Source organism: Candidatus Pantoea multigeneris (genome assembly GCF_011752615.1).
GTDB classification, from domain to species: domain Bacteria; phylum Pseudomonadota; class Gammaproteobacteria; order Enterobacterales; family Enterobacteriaceae; genus Pantoea; species Pantoea multigeneris.
On sequence record NZ_VWXF01000001.1, the window covers coordinates 365,666 to 387,380 of the forward strand.

At 52.4% G+C, this 21,715-nt stretch carries 19 protein-coding genes; 12 read left to right on the forward strand and 7 right to left on the reverse strand.

All coding sequences use genetic code 11. The annotated features are described in order from the left end of the window. Positions 1–3: 3 nt before the first annotated feature. Entirely contained in the window at positions 4–726 is a 723-nt protein-coding gene (locus tag F3J40_RS01760) for an RNA polymerase sigma factor FliA (RefSeq protein ID WP_017347084.1), read from the reverse strand. Between the two features lie 260 nt (positions 727–986). Between F3J40_RS01760 and rfbA the strand changes: the two genes are divergently transcribed. From rfbA to F3J40_RS01795, 8 genes are all read left to right on the forward strand, one after another. After that, entirely contained in the window at positions 987–1,859 is an 873-nt protein-coding gene (rfbA, locus tag F3J40_RS01765; protein WP_167012304.1) for a glucose-1-phosphate thymidylyltransferase RfbA, read from the forward strand. Beyond that, the gene (rfbC, locus tag F3J40_RS01770; protein WP_167012306.1) at positions 1,856–2,413 is read left to right on the forward strand and encodes a dTDP-4-dehydrorhamnose 3,5-epimerase; all 558 of its coding nucleotides are present in this window, start codon (positions 1,856–1,858) and stop codon (positions 2,411–2,413) included. Before rfbA ends, rfbC (F3J40_RS01770) begins: the two co-directional genes overlap by 4 nt. Before the next feature lie 87 nt (positions 2,414–2,500). After that, the gene (locus F3J40_RS24780) at positions 2,501–2,869 is read left to right on the forward strand and encodes a hypothetical protein (protein WP_240155262.1); all 369 of its coding nucleotides are present in this window, start codon (positions 2,501–2,503) and stop codon (positions 2,867–2,869) included. 6 nt (positions 2,870–2,875) lie between these two features. Then, on the forward strand, positions 2,876–3,307 hold the full coding sequence (locus tag F3J40_RS24785) for a hypothetical protein (RefSeq protein ID WP_240155263.1): 432 nt from the start codon (positions 2,876–2,878) through the stop codon (positions 3,305–3,307). 24 nt (positions 3,308–3,331) lie between these two features. Next, complete coding sequence (rfbF, locus tag F3J40_RS01780) at positions 3,332–4,102, forward strand: glucose-1-phosphate cytidylyltransferase (protein WP_017347079.1); 771 nt, start codon at positions 3,332–3,334, stop codon at positions 4,100–4,102. Continuing rightward, a complete protein-coding gene (gene rfbG / locus F3J40_RS01785) occupies positions 4,087–5,163 on the forward strand; it encodes a CDP-glucose 4,6-dehydratase (RefSeq protein WP_167012308.1) in 1,077 nt (358 codons plus the stop codon). Before rfbF ends, rfbG begins: the two co-directional genes overlap by 16 nt. Before the next feature lie 9 nt (positions 5,164–5,172). Continuing rightward, positions 5,173–5,718, forward strand: coding sequence for a dTDP-4-dehydrorhamnose 3,5-epimerase (gene rfbC, locus F3J40_RS01790; RefSeq protein WP_167012310.1), 546 nt, complete (start codon positions 5,173–5,175; stop codon positions 5,716–5,718). Next, the gene (locus F3J40_RS01795) at positions 5,715–6,554 is read left to right on the forward strand and encodes an NAD-dependent epimerase/dehydratase family protein (protein ID WP_167012312.1); all 840 of its coding nucleotides are present in this window, start codon (positions 5,715–5,717) and stop codon (positions 6,552–6,554) included. The genes rfbC (F3J40_RS01790) and F3J40_RS01795 overlap by 4 nt, the downstream gene beginning before the upstream one ends. Positions 6,555–6,588: 34 nt before the next feature. Here the strand turns inward: F3J40_RS01795 and F3J40_RS01800 are convergent, their stop codons facing one another. After that, on the reverse strand, positions 6,589–10,086 hold the full coding sequence (locus F3J40_RS01800) for a glycosyltransferase (protein ID WP_167012314.1): 3,498 nt from the start codon (positions 10,084–10,086) through the stop codon (positions 6,589–6,591). A 700-nt stretch (positions 10,087–10,786) separates the two neighbouring features. Here F3J40_RS01800 and F3J40_RS01805 point away from each other — a divergent pair. From F3J40_RS01805 to F3J40_RS01820, 4 genes are all read left to right on the forward strand, one after another. Next, on the forward strand, positions 10,787–11,680 hold the full coding sequence (locus tag F3J40_RS01805; protein WP_167012316.1) for a LysR family transcriptional regulator: 894 nt from the start codon (positions 10,787–10,789) through the stop codon (positions 11,678–11,680). Between the two features lie 125 nt (positions 11,681–11,805). Next, complete coding sequence (locus F3J40_RS01810) at positions 11,806–12,528, forward strand: gluconate 2-dehydrogenase subunit 3 family protein (RefSeq protein WP_167012318.1); 723 nt, start codon at positions 11,806–11,808, stop codon at positions 12,526–12,528. A gap of 16 nt (positions 12,529–12,544) precedes the next feature. After that, positions 12,545–14,314, forward strand: coding sequence for a GMC family oxidoreductase (locus tag F3J40_RS01815; protein WP_167012320.1), 1,770 nt, complete (start codon positions 12,545–12,547; stop codon positions 14,312–14,314). 8 nt (positions 14,315–14,322) lie between these two features. Then, positions 14,323–15,579: a c-type cytochrome gene (locus F3J40_RS01820; protein WP_167012322.1), complete on the forward strand. Its 1,257-nt coding sequence runs from the start codon at positions 14,323–14,325 to the stop codon at positions 15,577–15,579. A 184-nt stretch (positions 15,580–15,763) separates the two neighbouring features. Here the strand turns inward: F3J40_RS01820 and F3J40_RS01825 are convergent, their stop codons facing one another. From F3J40_RS01825 to F3J40_RS01845, 5 genes are read right to left on the reverse strand one after another with little or no spacing between them, the layout of a single operon-like run. Beyond that, a complete protein-coding gene (locus F3J40_RS01825) occupies positions 15,764–17,521 on the reverse strand; it encodes a hypothetical protein (RefSeq protein ID WP_167012324.1) in 1,758 nt (585 codons plus the stop codon). Continuing rightward, positions 17,514–17,927, reverse strand: a complete 414-nt coding sequence (locus tag F3J40_RS01830) for a hypothetical protein (protein ID WP_167012326.1) — start codon at positions 17,925–17,927, stop codon at positions 17,514–17,516. Before F3J40_RS01830 ends, F3J40_RS01825 begins: the two co-directional genes overlap by 8 nt. Continuing rightward, on the reverse strand, positions 17,927–18,724 hold the full coding sequence (locus F3J40_RS01835; RefSeq protein ID WP_167012328.1) for a TauD/TfdA family dioxygenase: 798 nt from the start codon (positions 18,722–18,724) through the stop codon (positions 17,927–17,929). Before F3J40_RS01835 ends, F3J40_RS01830 begins: the two co-directional genes overlap by 1 nt. Further along, on the reverse strand, positions 18,714–20,621 hold the full coding sequence (locus F3J40_RS01840) for an alpha/beta hydrolase family protein (RefSeq protein ID WP_167012330.1): 1,908 nt from the start codon (positions 20,619–20,621) through the stop codon (positions 18,714–18,716). The genes F3J40_RS01835 and F3J40_RS01840 overlap by 11 nt, the downstream gene beginning before the upstream one ends. A 45-nt stretch (positions 20,622–20,666) precedes the next feature. Further along, entirely contained in the window at positions 20,667–21,686 is a 1,020-nt protein-coding gene (locus F3J40_RS01845) for an ABC transporter permease family protein (RefSeq protein ID WP_167012332.1), read from the reverse strand. Between the last annotated feature and the right edge of the window lie 29 nt (positions 21,687–21,715).

Below are 21,715 nucleotides of genomic sequence, written 5' to 3' on the forward strand. Positions count from 1 at the left end.
CTGTCAGCGCGCGCCGGTTAAGCGGCCGCGCAGGCGTTTGATCGCCTGACTGTGCAGTTGGCTGACGCGGGATTCACCGACATCCAGCACTGCGCCAATCTCTTTCAGGTTCAGCTCCTCCTGGTAGTACAGTGTCAGCACCAATTTTTCACGTTCAGGCAGTGCCTCAATCGCTTCAATTACGCGCTCACGCAGATTCCCTTCCATTAACTGATGAAGCGGATTGGCCTCTTCGTGCCCTTCCGTCACCAGTTCCGCACTGTCGCCGTGTTCTTCCCGATACTCATCGTAGGAAAAGAGCTGGCTGTTATTGGTATCGAGCAGAATCTGCCGATACTCCTCCAGCGAAAGCTGTAGTTGCTGCGCTACTTCCAGTTCGGTGGCAGCACGCCCCAACGTCTGTTCCACCTGGTGCAGTGCGCCAGCCACCTCGCGTGCATTACGTCGCACACTGCGCGGTGCCCAGTCACGGCTGCGTAGCTCATCCAACATCGCCCCACGAATGCGCTGCACGGCATAGGTGGTAAAGGCTGTGCCTTGCAAGGCATCGAAGCGCTCTACGGCATTGAGAAGTCCAATACCCCCAGCCTGCAGCAGATCGTCAAGCTCAACGCTGGCAGGTAAACGAACCTGCATGCGCAATGCTTCATGACGCACCAGCGGAACGTAACGCTGCCAGAGCGAATGCTTATCCATCACGCCTTCGGCGGTATAGAGATCGTTCACGTTGACTACCCTGCGTTAATTAAGTTATCGGCAAGATTATCCCGTCCTGTAGGGTGTTTAATTGACGGAATAGACAGGAAAAACAGAGGTTATTTCAGGATTGTGTGCTGACACGACAGATAAATCTGCGGGGATAAGCGCGGCGTAATTTCGCAAAAAAGCCCTTTTGTATGCTTATTCCCGGCTTTGCCCTGGCCCTGCTCTGCGTATTCTGTCGGCATTGTGCTGCGCCAGCAGCGTCTCTGATATTAAGGCAAGCCATGAAGGGCATTATCCTGGCGGGTGGCAGCGGTTCGCGCCTCTACCCCATTACCTGCGGCGTCTCGAAACAACTGCTCCCGGTCTATGACAAACCGATGATTTACTACCCACTTTCCGTGCTGATGCTGGCAGGCATCCGCGATATTTTGCTGATTGCCACACCGGAAGATCTGCCCTCCTTCCAGCGTCTGCTGGGGGACGGCAGTGCATTTGGCCTGCATTTGCAGTATGCCGTGCAGCCCAAACCCGAAGGTCTGGCTCAGGCATTTATCATTGGCGAGCAGTTTTTGGCGGGCGACCGCGCGGCGCTGGTGCTGGGTGACAACATCTTCTTCGGCCAAAGCTTCGGCAAAAAGCTGGAAGAGGTCAGTAAGCGCCGTGAAGGCGCAACCGTGTTCGGCTACCAGGTGATGGACCCCGAGCGCTTTGGCGTGGTGGCCTTTGACCAGCACAAACGCGCCATCTCCATTGAAGAGAAACCACAGAATCCGCAGTCTCGTTATGCTGTTACCGGCCTCTATTTCTATGATGAACACGTCTGTGAGATGGCAAAACAGGTGCAGCCCTCCCCACGCGGCGAGCTGGAGATCACCACACTGAATCAGATGTATCTGGCGCAGGGATTGCTCAACGTGGAGCTGCTTGGGCGCGGTTTTGCCTGGCTGGATACCGGCACCCATGACAGCCTGTTGGAAGCCTCGCATTTCATCCATACCATTGAAAAACGCCAGGGCTTTAAGGTCGCCTGTCTGGAAGAGATCGCCTGGCGCAAAGGCTGGATCAGCGCCGAAGACTTACTCCAGCGCGCCCGCCTGTTCAGCAAAACCCAGTACGGCGAGTACCTGCAACTGCTGCCAGAGGAGGCCTCATGAAGGTCAGCGCCCTGGATTTGCCCGAGATTAAGCTGATCGAACCTCGGGTCTTTAGCGACGATCGCGGATTCTTCCTCGAAACCTTTGAACAGCAGCGCTACCAGCAGTTGCTCGAAACAGACCTGTGTTTTGTGCAGGATAACTTCTCCCGATCCCACCGGCACGTGCTGCGCGGCATGCACTTCCAGCGCACCCGCCCACAGGGCAAGTTGGTGCGCGTGGTTCACGGCGCGGTATTTGATGTGGCGGTGGATGTCCGCCCTGAATCTGCCACGCTGGGCCAATGGGCCGGTGCGGTGCTCTCCGCCGAGAACCGGGCGCAGCTGTGGATCCCGCCGGGCTTTGCCCACGGCTTTGTGGTGCTGAGCGAGCTGGCGGATTTCGAATACAAGTGCACCGACTACTACTGCCCGCAAGATGAAGCCTGTCTGCACTGGGCGGATGCTGATGTGGGTATCGCCTGGCCCGTCAGCACGCCACAGCTGTCAGACAAAGACCGCGCCGGGCTTTCGCTCCAGGCGCTGTTGGCCTCTTCGCAATATCCCACCAAATAGCCGCTAAAAAGGCGGTTTATTGGCGTATTGAAACGCCAACCGCCCTTTGAGCTTTTTCACTTAATCTCGTGTGCGCGGACGCAGCTAATGCCCATTTACGTCATATGCCATCAGGAATTACCCTGCTTTCCCCTGCCTGCTGAGGCAGAAATTATCTGGCTGAATGCCACTCCTCCCGTGAATCCCGACGGGAGAAAGATCCATTACGGCTACGACCTGATCCCGGAAGGTCCGACGTTACATCAGAAACTCTCTGGCGGTTTTGGCCCCATGGTGATCAATCACTTGTTACAGACAACCACGCAAAGTGATGAATGCGTGGCCCTGTGGCAATACCGCAAGTTCGTCACGCGCGAACGCTATGGTCGCCCTTCAAACGTCTATGGCGGCACTCATGAGCTCTCGGTGGCTGAGGCCGCATCCCTTGCGCTGTCGGCAGATCCAGAACCAGGGTAGAGCCTGTTGTTCTCCTCTTTATTACAGGTCGGTTCCATTTATCAGCAATATGTCGAGTGTCACCACATTGCTGACCTGCTGCGTTACACCGCGCTGGCGGTGGATCTGGGCGTACTGACGGCAGCCGAAAGCCACACCTTTTTACAGTGCCCGTGGCTGGTGATTGGCGGTATTGAGCTGGGAACCTATCCCCTGAGCTGGTGGCAAGAGACGTTCAGCGCGCTGGAAAAAGTCGCCACTGCCTTTATCGCTCAGCATCAACCGGTGAATCCAACTGACCCTTATCAAAAGCGGGCGCTGGCGTTTTGCCAGGAGCGTCTTGGCAGCTTCCTGTTACTGCGCGACGTGACGGCCACCTGCAACAACAATATTCCCAAAACTCTTTTTGGCACGGTGCATAGCGTAACGTCATCCGGCGTTTATCAGCGTGGTGTTTAACTTCTCTTACTCAGGGTTATTTTTATGAAAGTCGTTATCCTCGCGGGCGGGTTAGGCTCCCGCCTCTCAGAAGAGACCGTTATTCGCCCCAAACCGCTGGTCGAAATTGGGGATAAGCCAATTCTGTGGCACATCATGAATATTTACTCCCATCACGGCTTTAACGAATTTATCGTGTGCGTGGGCTATAAGGGCTATCAGATCAAAGAGTATTTCGCCAATATCGTGCTGCATCACAACGATATTACCGTTGATCTGGCGAAACACACGGTGGAGTACCACCACTGCGCTGCGCCTGACTGGAAAGTGACGATTGTCGATACCGGCATCGGGGCCATGACCGGCGGCAGAATCAAACGCATAAAATCTTATTTGCCGCCAGACGAGCCATTTATGCTGACCTATGGCGACGGCGTAGGTGATATCAACCTGCGTGAAGAGCTGGATTTCCACCTGTCTCACGGCCTGAAAGCCACCATGTGTACCGTGATCCCACCGGCTCGCTTTGGCACGCTGCATTCCGACGGCTTCCGGGTCACCAACTTCTCGGAAAAACCGCGCGATCCCTCCGCACGCATCAACGGCGGTTTCTTTATTCTCGACCCTTCCGTCATCGATTTGATTGAAGATGACAGCACCGTGTGGGAAACCGGGCCGTTAGAAACCCTGGCGAACAGTGGCCAACTCGCAGGCTATATGCATAACGGCTTCTGGCAACCGATGGACACGCTGCGGGAAAAAGTCTATCTCGAAGAGCTGTGGCAGGGAGGAAAAGCACCATGGAAGCTATGGTAGACCGCGCTTTCTGGCACAACAAACGCGTGCTGGTCACCGGGCACAACGGCTTTAAAGGCTCGTGGCTCACGCTGTGGCTGACCTCGATGGGGGCGCAGGTTTACGGCATCTCGCTGGAAAACCCACACCCGGATGCGCACTTCCACCGGGTGGCCATGACGGGCCTGACACAGCATCACTGCGATATTCGTGATGCTCAGGCATTAACTGCGCGCATCCTTGAGAGCGAAGCAGAGATTGTGTTTCACCTCGCGGCACAACCGCTGGTTAACCACGCCTATCGCGATCCCAACTACACCTGGCAGTGCAACGTCAGCGGCAGCGCCAATGTGCTGGAGGCGCTGCGCCAGCTCCCCAGCGTAAAAACCGTGGTGGTGATCACCACGGATAAAGTGTATCGCCATGAGAAAGATAAAGTGGTGGCGTTTACCGAGCAGGATGCACTGGGGGGGCACGATCCTTACAGCGCCTCCAAAGCCATGACCGAACTGCTGTGCGCGTCCTACCGCGACAGCTACTTTCGCCACAGCGGCGTTGCCCTCGCTACCGCGCGCGCAGGTAATGTGATTGGCGGGGGGGACTGGGCCGAAGAGCGGCTGATTCCTGACTATTATCGTGCCCGCCAACAGAACCAGCCGCTGGCATTGCGCTATCCGCAGGCGGTGCGGCCATGGCAGCACGTGCTGGAATCGGTGCGCGGTTACCTGCTGTATGCGGAATATCTGCACCACCATCCGGTTGATTACCCCGTGGCACTTAACTTTGGCCCGCGTGAGAGTGACCAGCTCACCACCCACGACCTGATCGCGGCGCTGAATCGGCTGGCGGCGGAGACACCACAGGCGGTGGAGACCGTGGCGGCTCACTATCATGAATCGCCTCATCTTTATCTCGACTCCACGCTGGCTGACCGCACGCTCGGCTGGCGCTCTGCGCTGTCGATCGGTGACACCCTGCGTCTGACCCATGCGTGGTATCAACAAGCCTGCCAACAGCGGGATATGCACGCGTTTAGCCTGCAACAACTTGAATTCTACCAACAACTTACGTCTGACCAGTGAGATAACCTGATGGAACTGATCCCCACCCCGATTGCCGGCGCTTTTGTCCTGCAATCCCGCGCTTTCCGCGATCAGCGCGGGGCATACACCCGCCTGTTCTGCCAGCAGGATTTTACCGCTGCCGGTCTGCATGGCGATTTCCCGCAGAGCAACCTGTTACAGAACCCTCAGCGCGGCACGCTACGCGGCCTGCATCGCCAGCGCGATCCCCACGGTGAAGTCAAAGTGGTACGGGCACTGCATGGGCAAGTGTTTGATGTTGCGGTGGATATGCGCCCCGATTCGCCCAGCTACCTGCAATGGTATGGCGTCACGCTGTGTAGTGAGCAGCAAAATGCGTTTTATATCCCCGCTGGCTGCCTGCACGGCCTGATCACGCTGACCGATAATGCCACCCTGTTCTACCAGGTTTCACAAGGCTATGCCCCGCAGTTTGAAGAGTGCTACGCCTGGAACGATCCGGCCTTTGGGATTGAATGGCCGATCGCACCCACGGTGATCAGCGACAAGGATCGGTCACAGCCGTTTCTTGCGCAGCGCGAGGCACTCTCATGACCCGACATATTCTGCTCACCGGCGCGAACGGGTTTGTTGGCCAGGCGCTGGTGCAACAGTTGCTGCAACAGGATGTGAAACTTACGCTGGTGGTGCGTCGCCCGACGCCGCTCGCGCTGGCCGGAGAGGCTAAAATTGTGCAGACCCTGGTGACCGACTCGCTGTTTGATAAGTCGGTTGCGTGGTGGCGCACGCAGTTGCAAGGCATTGATACTGTGCTGCACGCGGCCTGGTACGTCGATCCTAAAGACTATCTCAACACCCCGGCGAATCTGGAGTGTATGCAGGGCACGCTCAATCTGGCGCAGGCCTGTATCGCGGAAGGGGTGCAGCACTTTGCCGGGATTGGCACCTGCTTTGAATACAGCCATGACAGCTCACCGCTGACCGTTGACTCGCCACTGCGCGCCAACTCACTGTATGGCACCAGCAAAGCCGCCACCTATTCGTTGTTGCAACAGCTGTTCTCGCGCAGTGAGACCCGCTTTGCCTGGTATCGTCTGTTCTACCTGTTTGGGGAAAACGAAAAGTCCGGGCGCCTGGTCAGCTACCTGCATGAGCGGTTTGCCAGGGGAGAGACGGCCACGATTGATTACCCCGATATCCAGCGCGACTATCTGGACGTCAAACAGGCTGCGGGCATGATCGTGAATGCGCTGATGCAGCAGGCCACCGGTGCGTTTAATGTCTGTTCCGGTCAGCCAATTGCCCTGCGCGATCTGGCGTTGGGGGTGGCCGCTGGCTATAACGCCGAGCATCTGTTACTGCTGGGCTCACCGGATAACAAAGCCGCACTGCCTCCGGCACTGTACGGCGTGTGTAACCTTCCGCTTTAACCCTTTGGGCAGCCCGCAGGCTGCCCCTGTTTCACTACTCCGGCGTCCAGGCTTGCGCCCATTCCACCACATTGTTGCCGGTTAACATCCAGTGCTGATGAATCGCCTGCTGTAGGGCCAGACCCATTTTCTCACTGGCCGCGCTGTCATCAAGGTGCATGCGAATCGCATTGCGCCAGTCACTGAAGCGGTTTTTCACGCGCGTTACTGGCAAATCACCCTGATAGCAAGCCACATCACTGCACACCACCGGAATCGCACAGGCTCCATACTCCATCAGGCGCAGGTTACTCTTACAGGCGTTGAACAGGTTGTCTTCCACCGGTGCCAGCGCCAGATCGAGATTGAGCGAAGCCAGTTTCTGCGGATAGAGGCGAATATCTACCGCTGCGTGCAGCTCATGCACGTAAGGCCGCAATTTAGGCGGACACATGCCGAGAAACACCCACTCGACTTCACCGGCAAAGGCTTTCACCACATCGGCAATCATCTCCAGATCGCCAGTGTGGCTGGAACCCCCTGCCCAACCGATGCGTGGCTTGCGCCCCTGGTTACGCAGGCTGTGTAACGATCCCCACCACGCCACCGGCAGGCGGTTATTCACCACCCGAATGTTGCTGTGCATGTTGGCCAGCGCCTCGGCTAACGGCGAGGTGGAAACCACAAAGCGATCAAAGAAGCGCAGCGTCTTACGTAATAGCCGGTTGGTATCAGCGGCGAAATCTTTGCGGTGATGGTTTTTCAGCGGCAGATTGATGAGATAGTCATCTAACTCGAACACGCGATAGGTTTGCGAAATGGCCCGCACCTGGCCCATCCACTCCTGGAACGACTCGCCGTAACGACGCTGGACGATCAGAGTATCGGGCTGATAGCGCGCCAGTTCAACGTGGGTTGGCAAACGTTCGATCAGTTTCCCTTCACCGCGCCCCTCCTCCTGCATCGCTTCCAGTGGCGTAATCATGCGGTAGTAACCACACCCAAAGCGGTCCCCCGGACTCACCATAAACTTCGGCAATCCCGGACGATTAAGCGGGTCCCAGTTCAGGGCGCTGTCGCTGCTCATTTCAAACTGACGGCTGCGCACCGAGAGGTTCGCGTTAAACGCCGGATCGTGGATGATCTGTGATGCCCAACGCCGGTACATCACCGCGTCGTGCTCCTGCTTCTGCTGTTTGGCCGACATCAGCGACTGGCTGGCATAAGGATTATGGCGCGCTGCCGGACGGTAGGCGCGACTGCGCGGGGTCCATACGGTTAAATATCCAGCCTCGCGACTGCGTAGGCAGAAGTCGACGTCATCAAACTGTGCGATCCCGGTGTCAAATCCGCCTAAAGAGGCAAACAGTTCCCGCCGCACCAGCATAAAGTCGGCAGAAACCGCACTGAGGTTTTGATCCTGCTGATGACGCCCCATAAAGCTGGCTTCGCCATCATTTTGCCCACGGAACGCCTCGGTTGCCGCGCCATTTACCCCAAGAATATAGCCCGCATGGCGGATCTTATTGCCCGCTGCCAACTGTTTGCCGCCCACAATACCCACTTCCGGACGCTGCGCATGATTGAGCAGCTGCGCCAGCCAGTCCCCCTCGATCATCGCCAGTTCACTGTGGATAAACGCCAGATACTCACCCTGCGCCTGCTGTGCCGCGAGGTTCGCCATAGCACTGCGCTGGAACTCACCTTCGGCATACAGGATACGGATACGTTGTGGATCAATGGTCGCCAGATCCGCCAGCCACTGACTGCGCTCAGGTGAGGACTGGTTATCGGCAACCACCAGCATTTCGTAATGCAGATAATCGGTTTTTTCCAGCAGCGAGGTGACGCAGGTGATCAGCGACGCCAAGTGCCAGTTGGCGAGGATAATCAGGCTGACTTTCGGCTGCTGGCCGTGCTGGTAATTGATGCAGTGGTTTTGATAGCGATCGCCGCTGATTTGCGCATCAGGATAGCCGCGCTGCTGCAAATGGTTACGCAGTACCTGCTGGTCCTGCTCGCTGTTACGCGGAGGCAGTGGCGCTTCCAGCAACGGTTCAGCAAGGTGCCCGATACCGCTACCGCCCTGGGTGGCAATGAGTTTCAGGATCAGATCGTACTCGGCGGCCTGCGGATAAGCGGGGTCTAACCCTCCAGCGGCGGCCAGCAGCTCACGCCGGAACAGCCAGTGGCTGGCCATCGTCCGGGGCGCGCTGAGGATCAGATCAAGGTTAAAGTCCGGGCGGAACGCCATCCCCAGCGGTTTGCCCCCCAGCGGGAAGAAACCATCCGCATACAGCGCATAGCAAGACTCAGCCTGTGGCAATACGTTACTCAACGCCACCACGCCGGAAGAGAGAAAACGATCCCCCGCCTGAAGGAAGATAAACCAGGCTTCTTCACGCGTGGGCAGGATCGCGTTCAGCGTGGCAATACGCTGCTCTACGTCTGTCTCGATGTGTTCAACCCCAGACTGCGTCACACAACCCAGCGTCAAGGGGACAAAACAGCAGCCGGTTTGCGCCGACTGCTGAATGGAGGCCAGCGTCTGCTGGAGAGCGGCTTCACTGCCCTCTGGCGTGGTGATTATCACCGCGACGCTGATCTCCTCCCGCTGCTGCTGCTGTAGCCAGGCGTGTTGATAGGGTGCGAGGGTACGCTGTGCCAGCCAGCGATCGCGCTGGCTGAGGTTATAGTTCGCGAAGTGCTGCATGCTGAGGTTTTGCTCGCGCCAGTGCGTAGGCTGCGCCAGCGCGGCAACCTGTACCAGATGCAGATGCGGTTTTTCCCCTGTGGCACGCTGACGCAACCAGCTATGCACGACGGCCCGCTCGGCCCGGACTTCCCCGATGCCTTCGCGCTGGCCTGGCTGTTGCCACACATCTGACACACGAATCTGGCAAAGCGGCGCTTGCAGCCAGATAAACGGTGAAGCATCCGCCAGACGCGCATACAGCGCCAGCGCACTCACTTCAAACAGCGGTGCTTCTTCGAGGGTAAACAGGTCCGGCTGTAGCGGTTGCAGCGCGGTACGGCGGATCACCGAAGCACTCAACTCCCCCAGCAGGTTAAAGTGCAGCGTTGACTGGAACGCTAGCAGATCGGCCCCTGCAATCAGGCTGTCTTCATCCACCACCGGTGAGTTAGAGAGGATATCCGCTAACGGCGCACCGGTAGGATCGATACGCTGGCGGCGTGAGATCAAGACGTTGCAGTCAGGATGTTGCTCCAGTGCCTGCACGCTTTGCGCAATCGCTTCGGGCAACAGCAGGTCCGCACTGGCAAGAAATTTAACATAGTCGCCTTCGCTCTGACGCAGCGCAAAATCATAGACCTTGTCCGCCGCCTCCCGATAAGCGTAATAGCGCATCGCGTGTCCCGGCTGGGTCAAAAACGGCTCGACCACCTCACGGACAAAGGTTTTTTCGCTGCTATCCACCACCACGATTTCGCAATTTGGGTAGCTTTGCGCCCGCACGCACGCCAGGGCTTGATCGAGCCAGTGGGGATGAGAACAGAGGATAATCAGGGAAACAAGGGGGGGCTGTGACATGAGAAATCATTGCTCCTGGTGTTAAACCACATAACAGAGGGAAAACACCATTTTAAGCGTCTTGATGCAGGCCAATCGGCCAAAGTCAGGGGGCAATCGGGGTTATACCGGGGGATGAATGTTGGGGGAAACCACCGACTGCGAAAGGATTAAAAGATAGCCTGTCCAGCAGCGGTAGCCACGAGGGCAACCGATATTGAATAGCAGCAATGAAAATACCGTTGTCTATTAATAATAGATAAACCATTCCCTGAAACGAAATTAAAAAATCAGTCAAAAATTAAAATATTACACTGACGGTGATGTATAGCGCACACAAAGCAGTAACATTGCGTTATTTATCACTTTATTTTAACTTTACCCTCATAATTTAACTGAAACATTCTGCCATTTATATCAAAGCAGTGTTAAAAGTAGCACACCTGCATGCTGCAATCCGGACGTAGTGTCTGCTCATTTTCAGCATTGATTTTTCCCGTGGGCCATAACCTGATCTGCCAATATTCACATGATACTTAAAATGAATCGTTCGATTCACAAATCGTCATGATCCAGTACTGACAATGCCTTACGCCAGGATATCCCCCGCATTGTCAGCAAAAGTTACGGCAAAGAGGGATTTTTGTAAAAAATTGGTTTTGCTATCGCGCCGGTATATCCACTATATTACCAGGCGAAATATCTCTGGGTGATGTAGTAAATGATTGGTGATTTTAATCAGTTACGTTGTTTTATCACGTTAGCTGAAGAGCTGCACTTTGGGCGAGCGGCTGCGCGTCTTTTTATGACTCAACCACCGTTAAGTCGGCAAATACAACTGCTGGAAGAAGCGCTGGGCGTGCGGTTGTTCGAACGTAACAGTCGAATGGTACGCCTGACAGAAGCCGGTGAGGATTTTCTTGCATCTGCGATAAATATGCTGGCGATGGCTGAACAGTCAGTAAAAAAAGCACAGAAAATCCAAAGTGGTTGTGCTGGCCATGTAACCCTCGGATTTACTGCGGTGTCTGGTTATAGCCTTCTGCCTCATATTATTAATCAGGCCAACATTCACCTGCCTGATATTGAAATCACGCTTAAAGAGATGATTTCAGCCAAACAGGTTGCAGAGTTGAGTGCCGGGACTATCTCTCTGGCGCTGATGCGTCCGACGATAATGTCAAAGAGCTATCTGTCCCATCGTCGTTTTCATCGGGAACCGGTGGTACTTGCCATGCCCCGGGATCATGCATTGAGTGCGTGCGAAAAAATTACACTGTCGGATTTACGCCATCAGTCATTTATCAGTTACTCTCCTGATGATGGAAGGTATTTTTACGAATTAACATTAGATCTGTTGGCGGATATCAATCCACCACCAAAATTCATTCAATACCTTGGGCAAACACACAGTATTCTGGCGCTGGTGAATGCGGGTATGGGTATCGCCCTGGTGCCTACCTCTGCAAAAAACATCGGATTTTCCAATGTTTGTTTTCGTCCATTATGGCCCTCTTCACGCCATTCTGAAGTGTGGTTGTCCTGGCGTAACGATCAACAGACTGCTGCCGAAAGAACCATGAGAGATTTTATTCTGTCGTTAAAATCAGAATAAAAAACCAGAGCATTCACCGCTGTTTTAAATCTCGTTATTTCATACGGGGGGTAATCCCCTGCTTTATTTTTATGATTATTAATAATCGTAAACATGTCGTTTATCTTTTTTAAATGTGAGGGAAAATGAGCAACTATGGTTTGACCCGAAGGCGTTTCCTGAGTGGAACCTTTGTCGCGATCGGCGCACTTTCTGTAAAATATGGAACATCAAATGTATTTGCAGCCGTATCTGCGCCTTTACAGGATTTGGCAAGTTATCAACCAAACTTTTTTACTGCTGATGAATGGAAGTTCATTCTGTCATTATGTGACCGCCTTATTCCTTCTGATGAAAATGGGCCAGGCGCACTTGAAACGCACGTTCCTGTTTTCCTTGATAAGCAATTACTTACCTCGTACGGCCTCGGCCACGACTGGTATATGAAAGGTCCATTTAATAGCCAGGCCAGTCACCTTTTCGGATATCAGATGCCGTTTAACTTACAAGTGCTTTATCGTAAGGGCATTGAACTGACCAATAAGTTTACCCATGAAAAGTACAGTAAATCATTTGCTGCGCTCAGTAACCAGCAGCGAAATGACGTTATATCCGCACTTGAGAAGGGTAACGTAGACTTCAAACAATTAGGGGAGAATGATCTTAATTCATCTTTCTTCCTTACGCGCGTCCTCGAGAATGTCAAGGAAGGTTATCTGTCCGATCCCCAATATGGGGGTAATAAAGATATGGCAGCCTGGAAAATGATCGGTTTCCCCGGTGCACGTGCAAGTTTCCCGCAGTGGATTCGCATGCATAACATTAAATATCCATTAGGTCCGGTTTCTGTTAAGGGCGATCAGGCTTAAGGCCTGGAAATAAAATATGAAAAAAATTAATGATGCAGTAGATGTCGTAGTCGTCGGACTGGGATGGACCGGCGCAATTATGAGTATTGAGTTAGCGAAAGCAGGTCTTAAAGTTCGGGCACTGGAACGCGGAGCCGATCGTCCCGCTTCTGAATGGGGATACCCAAACCCCGCCGATGAGCTGGCCAATACCAAACGCCATGTCCTGATGCAGAAACCGTCTCAGGATGCTTTTACGGTCAGGCACAATGCCGGTGAAACGGCTTTACCTATGCGTGAGTTAGGTGCTTTTCGCCTGGGAGATGGTGTCGGCGGTGCTGGGTTGCACTGGACAGCAATGCTCATCCGACCCACGCCAAACGACCTGAAACTGAAAACCTTTGCGGATACGCACTATGCTAAAGGCCAGCTGGACGAAGAGTTACGGATCATGGACTTCCCGTTCACCTGGGATGAAATTGAACCCCATTTCGACTTCTTTGATAAAGTCTGCGGCACCTCAGGGACGACGGGTAATCTCAATGGCAAGATTTTGCCTGGCGGCGACCCCTTCGAAGGCCCACGCTCGAATCCCTTCCCGACAAAAGCATTAGAGGATAGCCTGCAGAGTTCGATGTTCAGAAAAGCAGCGACTGAATTAGGCTATCACCCCTTCTCTAACCCTTCTGCCGCGGTTTCAGAAGCATGGACCAATCCGTACCGTCAGCAAATTGCGCCTTGTAACTATTGTGGCTTTTGCCAGTTCTATTCTTGTATCAATTATTCTAAAGCCTCACCGCAAACCACTATTCTGGATGCACTCAATTTGTATCCAAATTTTGATTATAAAACCCATGCTCATGTTATCCGCGTCGAAAAACACGCTGATGGTAAAACAGCGACGGGCGTAACCTATATAGATGCAGAAGGAAATGAGGTTTTCCAGCCGGCTAAAATTGTTATTCTGGCCTCCTTTGCGCTGAACAACGTACGCTTGCTGCTTAATTCTAAAATCGGTAAGCCTTATAACCCCATCACCGAAGAAGGTGTTGTCGGTCGAAATTATGCTTATCAATATGGTGGTGGCTTTACCCTCTTTTATGACAAGTTAGACTTCAATCCTTTCGCAACGGCCGGACCCACCGGAGTCATGTTCAATGACTTCGGGCCAGGTAATTTTGATGCCTCACAACTGGGCTTTATTGGCGGTGCTAAAATGCACAGCTCTCAGGCCACAGGAACACCGATGGCCAGTGCTTTGAAAGGCGGCACGGATAAGTGGGGTGCAGGCTGGAAAAAAGGCATTAAAGAAAGTTACGGCCATTCAATGGGCATGAAGATGACGGTATCAAACATGTCAACGCGCGGTAATTTCCTTGATCTCGATCCGAATTATACCGACCAGTATGGACTGCCATTATTGCGTATGACGTATGATTTTGTGCATAACGATATCAAATTAATGCGCTACCTCCGTGATAAAATGATGGATATCGTTAAACATCTCAATCCGGATAGTTATACAGAAAGCATCGCGAACTTTGACAGCCATTTTAATATTTCACCGGCCTATAGCTCAACCCATAATACGGGTGGCGCGGTAATGGGCGACGATCCTAAAACATCGGTGGTCAATCGTTATCTGCAAAGCTGGGATGTTCACAATGTGTTTGTGCAAGGAGCCTGCGCCTTCCCACAAAACTTCCAGGCAAACCCAACAGCACTGGTGGGTGCTTTGGCCTACTGGTCAGCAAAGGCTATCAAAGAACAATATATTGGCCAGCCGGGTCCATTGGTACAGGTATAGGTGAAATAATGAAGCATATTACGAAAATTTTATTATTAACACTCCCGTTATCCTGGGCGGCAATGGCAAATGCAGATCAGAACCCGCAGGATTTAATCGCAAAAGGCGCTTATCTGGCCCGTGCTGGTGACTGCACTGCTTGCCATACTGCCAGTGGCGGTAAACCTTTTGCTGGTGGATATAAAATTGTCAGTGGGCTAGGAACTATTTTCTCTACGAATATTACTCCATCCAAAACCGCGGGTATTGGTAACTATTCAGAAAAACAGTTCGCGGATGCAGTGAGAAAAGGTATACGTGCCGATGGTGCTTATCTCTACCCAGCGATGCCATATCCCGATTACAGAGGCATAACGGATGCAGATATTCATGCGCTCTATACCTACTTCATGCAGGGCGTTGCCCCGGTTGATAGTGCGGCACCCGCAACTGATTTAAGTTTTCCATTTAGTCAGCGCTGGGGAATGCGTTTCTGGAACTATGTCTTCACCGATGACAAAAATTTTCAGGCTGCCTCCCCGGCCAACGAAGAGATTAATCGTGGAAAATATCTGGTAGAAACATTAGGTCACTGTGGCAGTTGCCACACGCCTCGCGGTATCGCAATGCAGGAGAAAAGCCTGAACGATAGCGATAGCACATTCCTCGCTGGCGGGGATCTTAATGGCTGGCCTGTTCCTTCCCTTCGTCATATGGACGGCTGGAAAGATAAAGATATTGCTGATTATCTGGGCGCTGGTCGCAACGATTTCGCTGCCGTAGGCGGTGAAATGACCAGCGTTGTGCAGCATAGTATGCAATATATGTCTGATGCAGATCTGATGGCGATTGCGCACTATCTCAAATCGTTACCGGACGATAAGCCTGTCGGCAATAAAAAGCCTGATGCCGTCCAGGCTTCGAGTGAAACAACTAAAATCCTGACCGAAGGTAAAAACCTCAGTTCAGGACAGTTGCTTTACCTCAACAACTGCGAAGCCTGTCACTGGACTGATGGTAATGGTGCAAAAGGTATTTTCCCGCATCTGAATGGGTCAGATCTTGTTCGGGCTGATAATCCCAATGCCCTAATTGGCACGATTCTGAAAGGGGCACAGACACCTTCAACCTCAAGGTCTCCCTCTGTGCTGTTCATGCCAGGCTTTGCATCACGCCTGACAGACGAACAGGTCGCCGAACTGGCTACCTTTATTCGTGGCGGCTGGAGTAACAATGCTCCCGCAGTCACCACGGATCAGGTTAAAAAAGTTCGCGATAAAGAGTAAGTCAGGTTGATTCAGGGGGCCACTTGGTGTTTAGACATCGGTGGCACCCGTTCAATAATCATGTCCAGTATTTGGGTTTGCTTAGCCATTTAAGCATCTTCCACAAATTCTTGCTGGTTACGTAAGAATCGGGGCCCTGTCGGGGGATACTTCGTGTTGAACTGTTCAGCTTTAACAGAAGAGTTCAACTTATCCTGCCAGCCGCCCTGAGCAATGCGAGGCACCCTGGCAAAAAATCATAACCGTGCTGAACGAGTCCATCCGGACAGGCTTGTATTAATACTTTCACGAGATCTTCGGTGTTGTCGGTACGGATAAATTTGTTATCGAGATAAAGTTGATACCATTCATCCTTTAACTGGTAGATGAGTCGAAGTGTGGGTAATGCCACAAGCGTGACGGTTTCTGCATTCTTTTCATAGATTGTATTAATGGTGTGTAGTTGCTCATCCAGCCACAATTTCGCCTCGGATAAATCAGCTTCTGCATAATGGCGAGCCTGATTATCAATTCGCGTTCGATAGAAACAGGGGCTGAATAATAAACGCTTTCCTGCCCGTAAAAATCGCGAAATTTTCATGGCGCTATACGAGTAATCGGATGTGCCTTGCGCCAGTTTCTGGCACTCATCCCATTCAGCAGTTAATAACTGATTAAATTCCCCACTTAAGGAGTGCGATATCACGCCATATAAACCGCATAATAACTGCCACAGTCTATCATTATCAGGGTTGGCATATTCGCAATCATTATTATCCCGGGTATCGACTTCAGCCCATCCACTGCGGATTTTTTTATCTAACGTTAGCACCCGTTCAGTCGCAGCAGCTATTGTATATAAGCTCGCGAAATGGCTTTTATACTGCCTTAATACCCCTGGTGTAAGTCCTAGCATTTCAAGGCTGGCGGCCAACTTTTGCTGTTTCCACTGATGCTCGTAGAAGGTCATAAACTGCCCGGCATCAACCTTGCTGTCATTAATTTTGTTGTAGAGATAAACCATCTCCAGTGCTATCTCAAGAGGCATCTGATATTCCGCGAAAAATGCAGGAGAATCAGGAGCTGGCTTAAAATTTGCGCCGGTTGGCAGTATTGATGTACTCATCAAATCCAACCAACGACCATCCATAGTGAGGTTGGAGGGAGAAAGCGTACCGTGAATTAAACGACTGCTGCGCGCTACGGCAAATTGAGAAGCACAGCGTGCCAGAAAATTAAACAGCATCTGCTCAAAGGCTAAATGCCCGCGCGATAAGCTCGACAGCTCCTGATAGAGTTGGCGAATCCGCTGTGTATCATCCATGAGTTCAGGCTGATGCTTCCAGGGAATATAAAACTCGGCTCGGAGAAAATGTGCCGGGCGCAGGCAAGGCTGACGCAATAGTAAAGCGGCATCCGCATTTTCTCTCCAGTTACGCATCACCGGATCGTTAAATCTGATGCGGACTCCGGTAGCAATAACGCCGTGGACCTGCGCACAACCATAGGGAAGTATTTGCTGAACAAGGTTTGAATATAACGCTTCCGTCAAAGCCTGTTCGAGAAGTAAAGCGCCATAGGAGTGCTGAATATTGGTGTCTTTACCCACCATTGGCGTTTTACCAATCCCTTTTATCTGGACCCCTCGGAAAATACCGACGCGTCCACCTCCTCCGTTGGCTCCAATCAGGCTGCCACCATAGGCCTCAGCCCAGGCAACTTCACCCTCAACCTCTTTAAAGGCATGACGCTGGAATATCGCCTCATCTGGCGTGGCGATCCCCCAGTAAACCGCCATTTTCTCATCCATCACCCTGTCATTCTCAATACTGTCATCAGGCCAAGGCGGTGGACATGCCGGATTCCGCCATACACTTTTCGCCTCAGCGAATGGCAACACGCTAAACGGAACATAAAGGGGTAAAAACTGCTGATTATCGAGATGGCAGGAGACTTTAGACATCGTCCATTTTCCCTTTTGGCCGATGATAGCGAAACAGGCGATCCCGGTGTAGCCCATAGATCGCTGCATGATCTCGTCGCAGCCTGAGAAGCTGGAGATTCAGCGATCCCCGCCATTCAGGGATAACGACGACATCCAAAATTAAGCTGAGTTTACCCTCAGACCATTCATGGCGGTAAACGGGTAATCTCCCGGTATTTTTTAACTGTCGCCAGGTATCCCGATTGACCGAAGCCCATAACACATAACCCACGGTTGCTCCCTGCGGGGTTTGCAGGAAGCTCACTTTGTCGGCTGATGCACTAAAATAGGCCCATTTTTGCACTATTAAGGAACTATCAAGGCCAGCTACCATGCGCATTAAATGGATTTTACCTATACGAGCATGAAGAGCAGTTTCGTCCATTATCCCTCTCTGTCAGTCTCATGCGTGATACCCCGCATCAGAACTCTTCTCTGATCCGTTGTGCCATAAGGCTCCCGTTCATGTAACAGCACCCGGTTATCACAAATTAACAATTGGCCTTGTTTCCATTGATGTCGATAGTAATAACGAGGCTGTCGATAGAAAGCCTGTAGTGCGCGGTAATATTCATGGCACTCTTCCGGGCTCAGTCCCTCGACAGAACACTCCCAGCTTGAACGCTGCCCAGCTTCAAAAGGAAAATAGATCATCATCCGTTGTGAACGCCCTACGCCGCTGAAAACAGGGATTGTTTGCCATGTATGTTTCGCATCGGGTGTAATAATGCGCATGTAGTGCCGACGGCCAAACAATATTTCCCGCAGATGCTCTGGCAGTTCCTGATTAGCCAGCCGATGGTTGGTCAGACAGGTTGCTCCGCCCTGAGCCATGCCACTGACTTCAGATGCATATAAAAACAGATGATCAACAATAAAGCTTTCTGTACCACCATCAGCATGTAAAGGCAGCTGACCACATCCTGCAACCACATCATCCGGATTCCCTTGCAGCAATGTCACATCGCTGGTTTCGTAGCCAGGAGCATGCGGATCGGAGATAAAGCGAATCACATCGCCAAAGCGGGAAAAAAACCGCGCAAATGCTTCACGGGTAAAGGCAATATCATGTACAACGATAAATCCACAGTGATCCAACCATGCTTTTATTGTCTTAACTGACTGATGCTGTATCTCATCAGCCGCCAGAAACTGACCAAATGCAGAATTATCAGGCGTCATGCTGCTGAGTCTCTCCGTAAAAACGCATGAGCGAAGCGTCGCGCTCATCTGCCTCTAGTGGCTGATAACGCCCCTTGAGAACACCGGCAAGAAATTGCTCGGCTTGTGCAAATAACACTAACCGGTTTGATTGCTGATAAATTTCATGCCCTTCATCCGGAAACAGCAGGTAGCTAACCTGTTTGCCTGCTTGTTGCAGGGCATTAAAGATTTGCTCACTCTCACTTTGGCTGACTCGCGGGTCAGTGGCCCCTTGCACAATCATGAGTGGGTTAACCAGGGATTCTGCACGGTATAAGGGAGAGCGGGCTTTGAGCAATGCCAGTCCCTGCTCGGTATCGGGATCGCCAATCGCCCGGATAAACTTTGCCCTGACCGTGCTCCACCAGGCAGGTAAAGCATTCATCAGCGTCAACAGGCTGGAAGGCCCACAGATATCAATCCCGCAGGCATATTGCTGCGGGAAGCGAGTCATACCGGACAACACCGCAAATCCACCGTAGCTGGCCCCCATAATGGCTATCTTATCTGGGGAGGTAATACCAGCAGAAATAGCCCAGCGCACGGCATCGCTGAGATCGTCGTCCATGCGCCCTCCCCACTCTCCATCCGCAGCATTGATGAACGCCTTACCAAATCCAGTAGAACCACGAAAATTGACACTCAAGCAGTGGTAACCGCGATTGGATAACCACTGGTGCAATGGACGAAAGCCGAAGCTGTCTCTGGCCCAGGGACCACCGTGTACCAGTAGTACCAACGGCGCACAATCCGCATAAGTGCGGGTCAGATAGCTGGTTAAAGGGAAACCATCGCGTGAAATAACGGTAATGGCCTCCATGCTGGCAAGCGTGTAATCGGCTAAACGTGGCAACATGTCGAAGAGTTTACAGGCTTGCTGCTTAATACGATCCCAGAGGAAAAACTGGCCTGCGGAGGTATCGCTATCATGTGCGATCAACCAGAGATCGTCTTTCTCAGTGCGACTTACCAGCGACCAGTTACCCGCAAAGCGATCGTTAAGAGCACCAATGTCCTCAGCCCATGCGAGGGAATGTGTATGATAGGTACGATGATTTTTTTCCGTCACCCACGCCACAATTTCGCTGCCGCTCACATCAGTTAGCACCCCTGTGATGTCAGTCTCCGCTGTGGCTATCACTTCACGCTGAGCATTTGTCGGGTCAATGAGAACCAGCGCCGTGGTGTCGCGCGTTCTGCTGTCCAGTGCAATCAATTTCTGACTTTCAGGGACGATACCTACAAGGTAAAACCAGCTCGCATCCAGAGCCGAAATACTGTCAAAAATTTTCCAGTGACCATGGCTGTCTTTTTGCAACAGTGTCAGTGCCGCATCCACTTCATAGCGAAGCGCATAGCGAACATTGAAATCTTCATCCGTGACGTACCCTATCGCACCAGACTGATTCTCCTCAATCATTACGGCTTCGCCGCTAACCAGATTAATACGATAAAGATCAAAGCAATAAGGCGTTCTTTGATTCATTAGCACGAGAATTTCATCTGGCTGCGTTCTGCTCTGCCGGAGTAACTGTGCCCTGACATGGTGTAAAGGTGTCAGCGCAGTCATGCTGCCATTTCGGGTATCAACAAGGTACAGGACGTAATTCTCGTCACCTGTATCGTCAATCATGCACACCATGAGTCCTGGCAGAAACGTCCACAGGCAGCTGCGAATATTCCCGGTAACATCAGAGACCGGCACCGCACGTAGAGTGTCCCATACTGGCGCGGTCCATAGCGCCATCCCTGTTTCGCCGGGAGTGAGCCAGGCAAGGTGTGTCCCTTCAGGATTCAAGCTAACTGAGGACCGTTCCGGGTCGCTAAACAGAACATCACGCGGGATCAGCGCAGGGCTCTGTGAGATTCCTGACATTAGTGCTCTCCTTGACCGATACATATTGCTAAATTATTCATCCTTTCACGCCCTGGGTGTCATCAGCACACGGCGATAATTCATCACGCATCCCAGCAAGGCGATAAATAGGCAATAGGCCAAAGCAGAGAGCACAATAGTAAAGGTCAGACTGGCGTGGAAAACCATTTCTGCCGGACCAGCAAGCGTTGAGAAGGTGAGTTTGTTGGCAAACACGCGATAAAGCACCACGCCGATGATTGTTCCCGCTAAGCTACAAAGCATGATCGGGACTGAAAAAGCTAAAAACAGCGGACGCCCGAATCCCATTAACCTTAGAGCTCGGATATCAGTCGACACATTCACCAGCAGTGACTCAATGAGTACGGCAACACCACTCAGGACCATGATCCCCCCCGTCGCGGCAAATGCCCCCGCGAATATTCCAGACAGTTTTAGCAGATCCTGCCCATGGCTGGCGTAATGCGCCCGGCTGTCTGAAATGGAGAGTGTGCCTTGCTCAATGCCCTGAAGTTCATCATTGAGTTGGGTCAATGTGGCATCTGCTGTGCCATAAAACACCACGACATTGACAATGTTACCGAGACCAAAGTCATTACGCAGCATGTCCCGATCGGCAAGTATTTCCGATTCACGAACAGACCCCCCAGAAGTAAATACCCCTGTGATTTGCCATTGTGCACCATGAATTTTAAGCGCGTGGCCGGGTTGCAATTGAGGGTAGCGGCGCAGCAGTTCTGCCCCGATCAGAATTTCCCGCCGACCAGCAGTAAACATTTTTCCCCGGATGATCGAGATATAATGCTGGCCATTTCGGGGATTAGTCATTGCGAAGGCTGCCGGGGTTACCCCCCGTATAATCAAATCCGTCTGATTCTCAGCGAAAGTCTGGCGCGTCAACAAGACCAGTTCGGCTGAAAACGGTGTATTCCCCTGCTGCTGCGCGACACCCGACATCATTGCCGGATAGCGTTGCTGGCCGGGGTTTAACAGGCTGGTCAGCTCAGTATTTCCCTTACCGTTCATTAAGAAATAGAGACCGGATTGCTGGTTAGCCTCAATCACGCTACTCAGGCCACCTCTTACCGCGAATG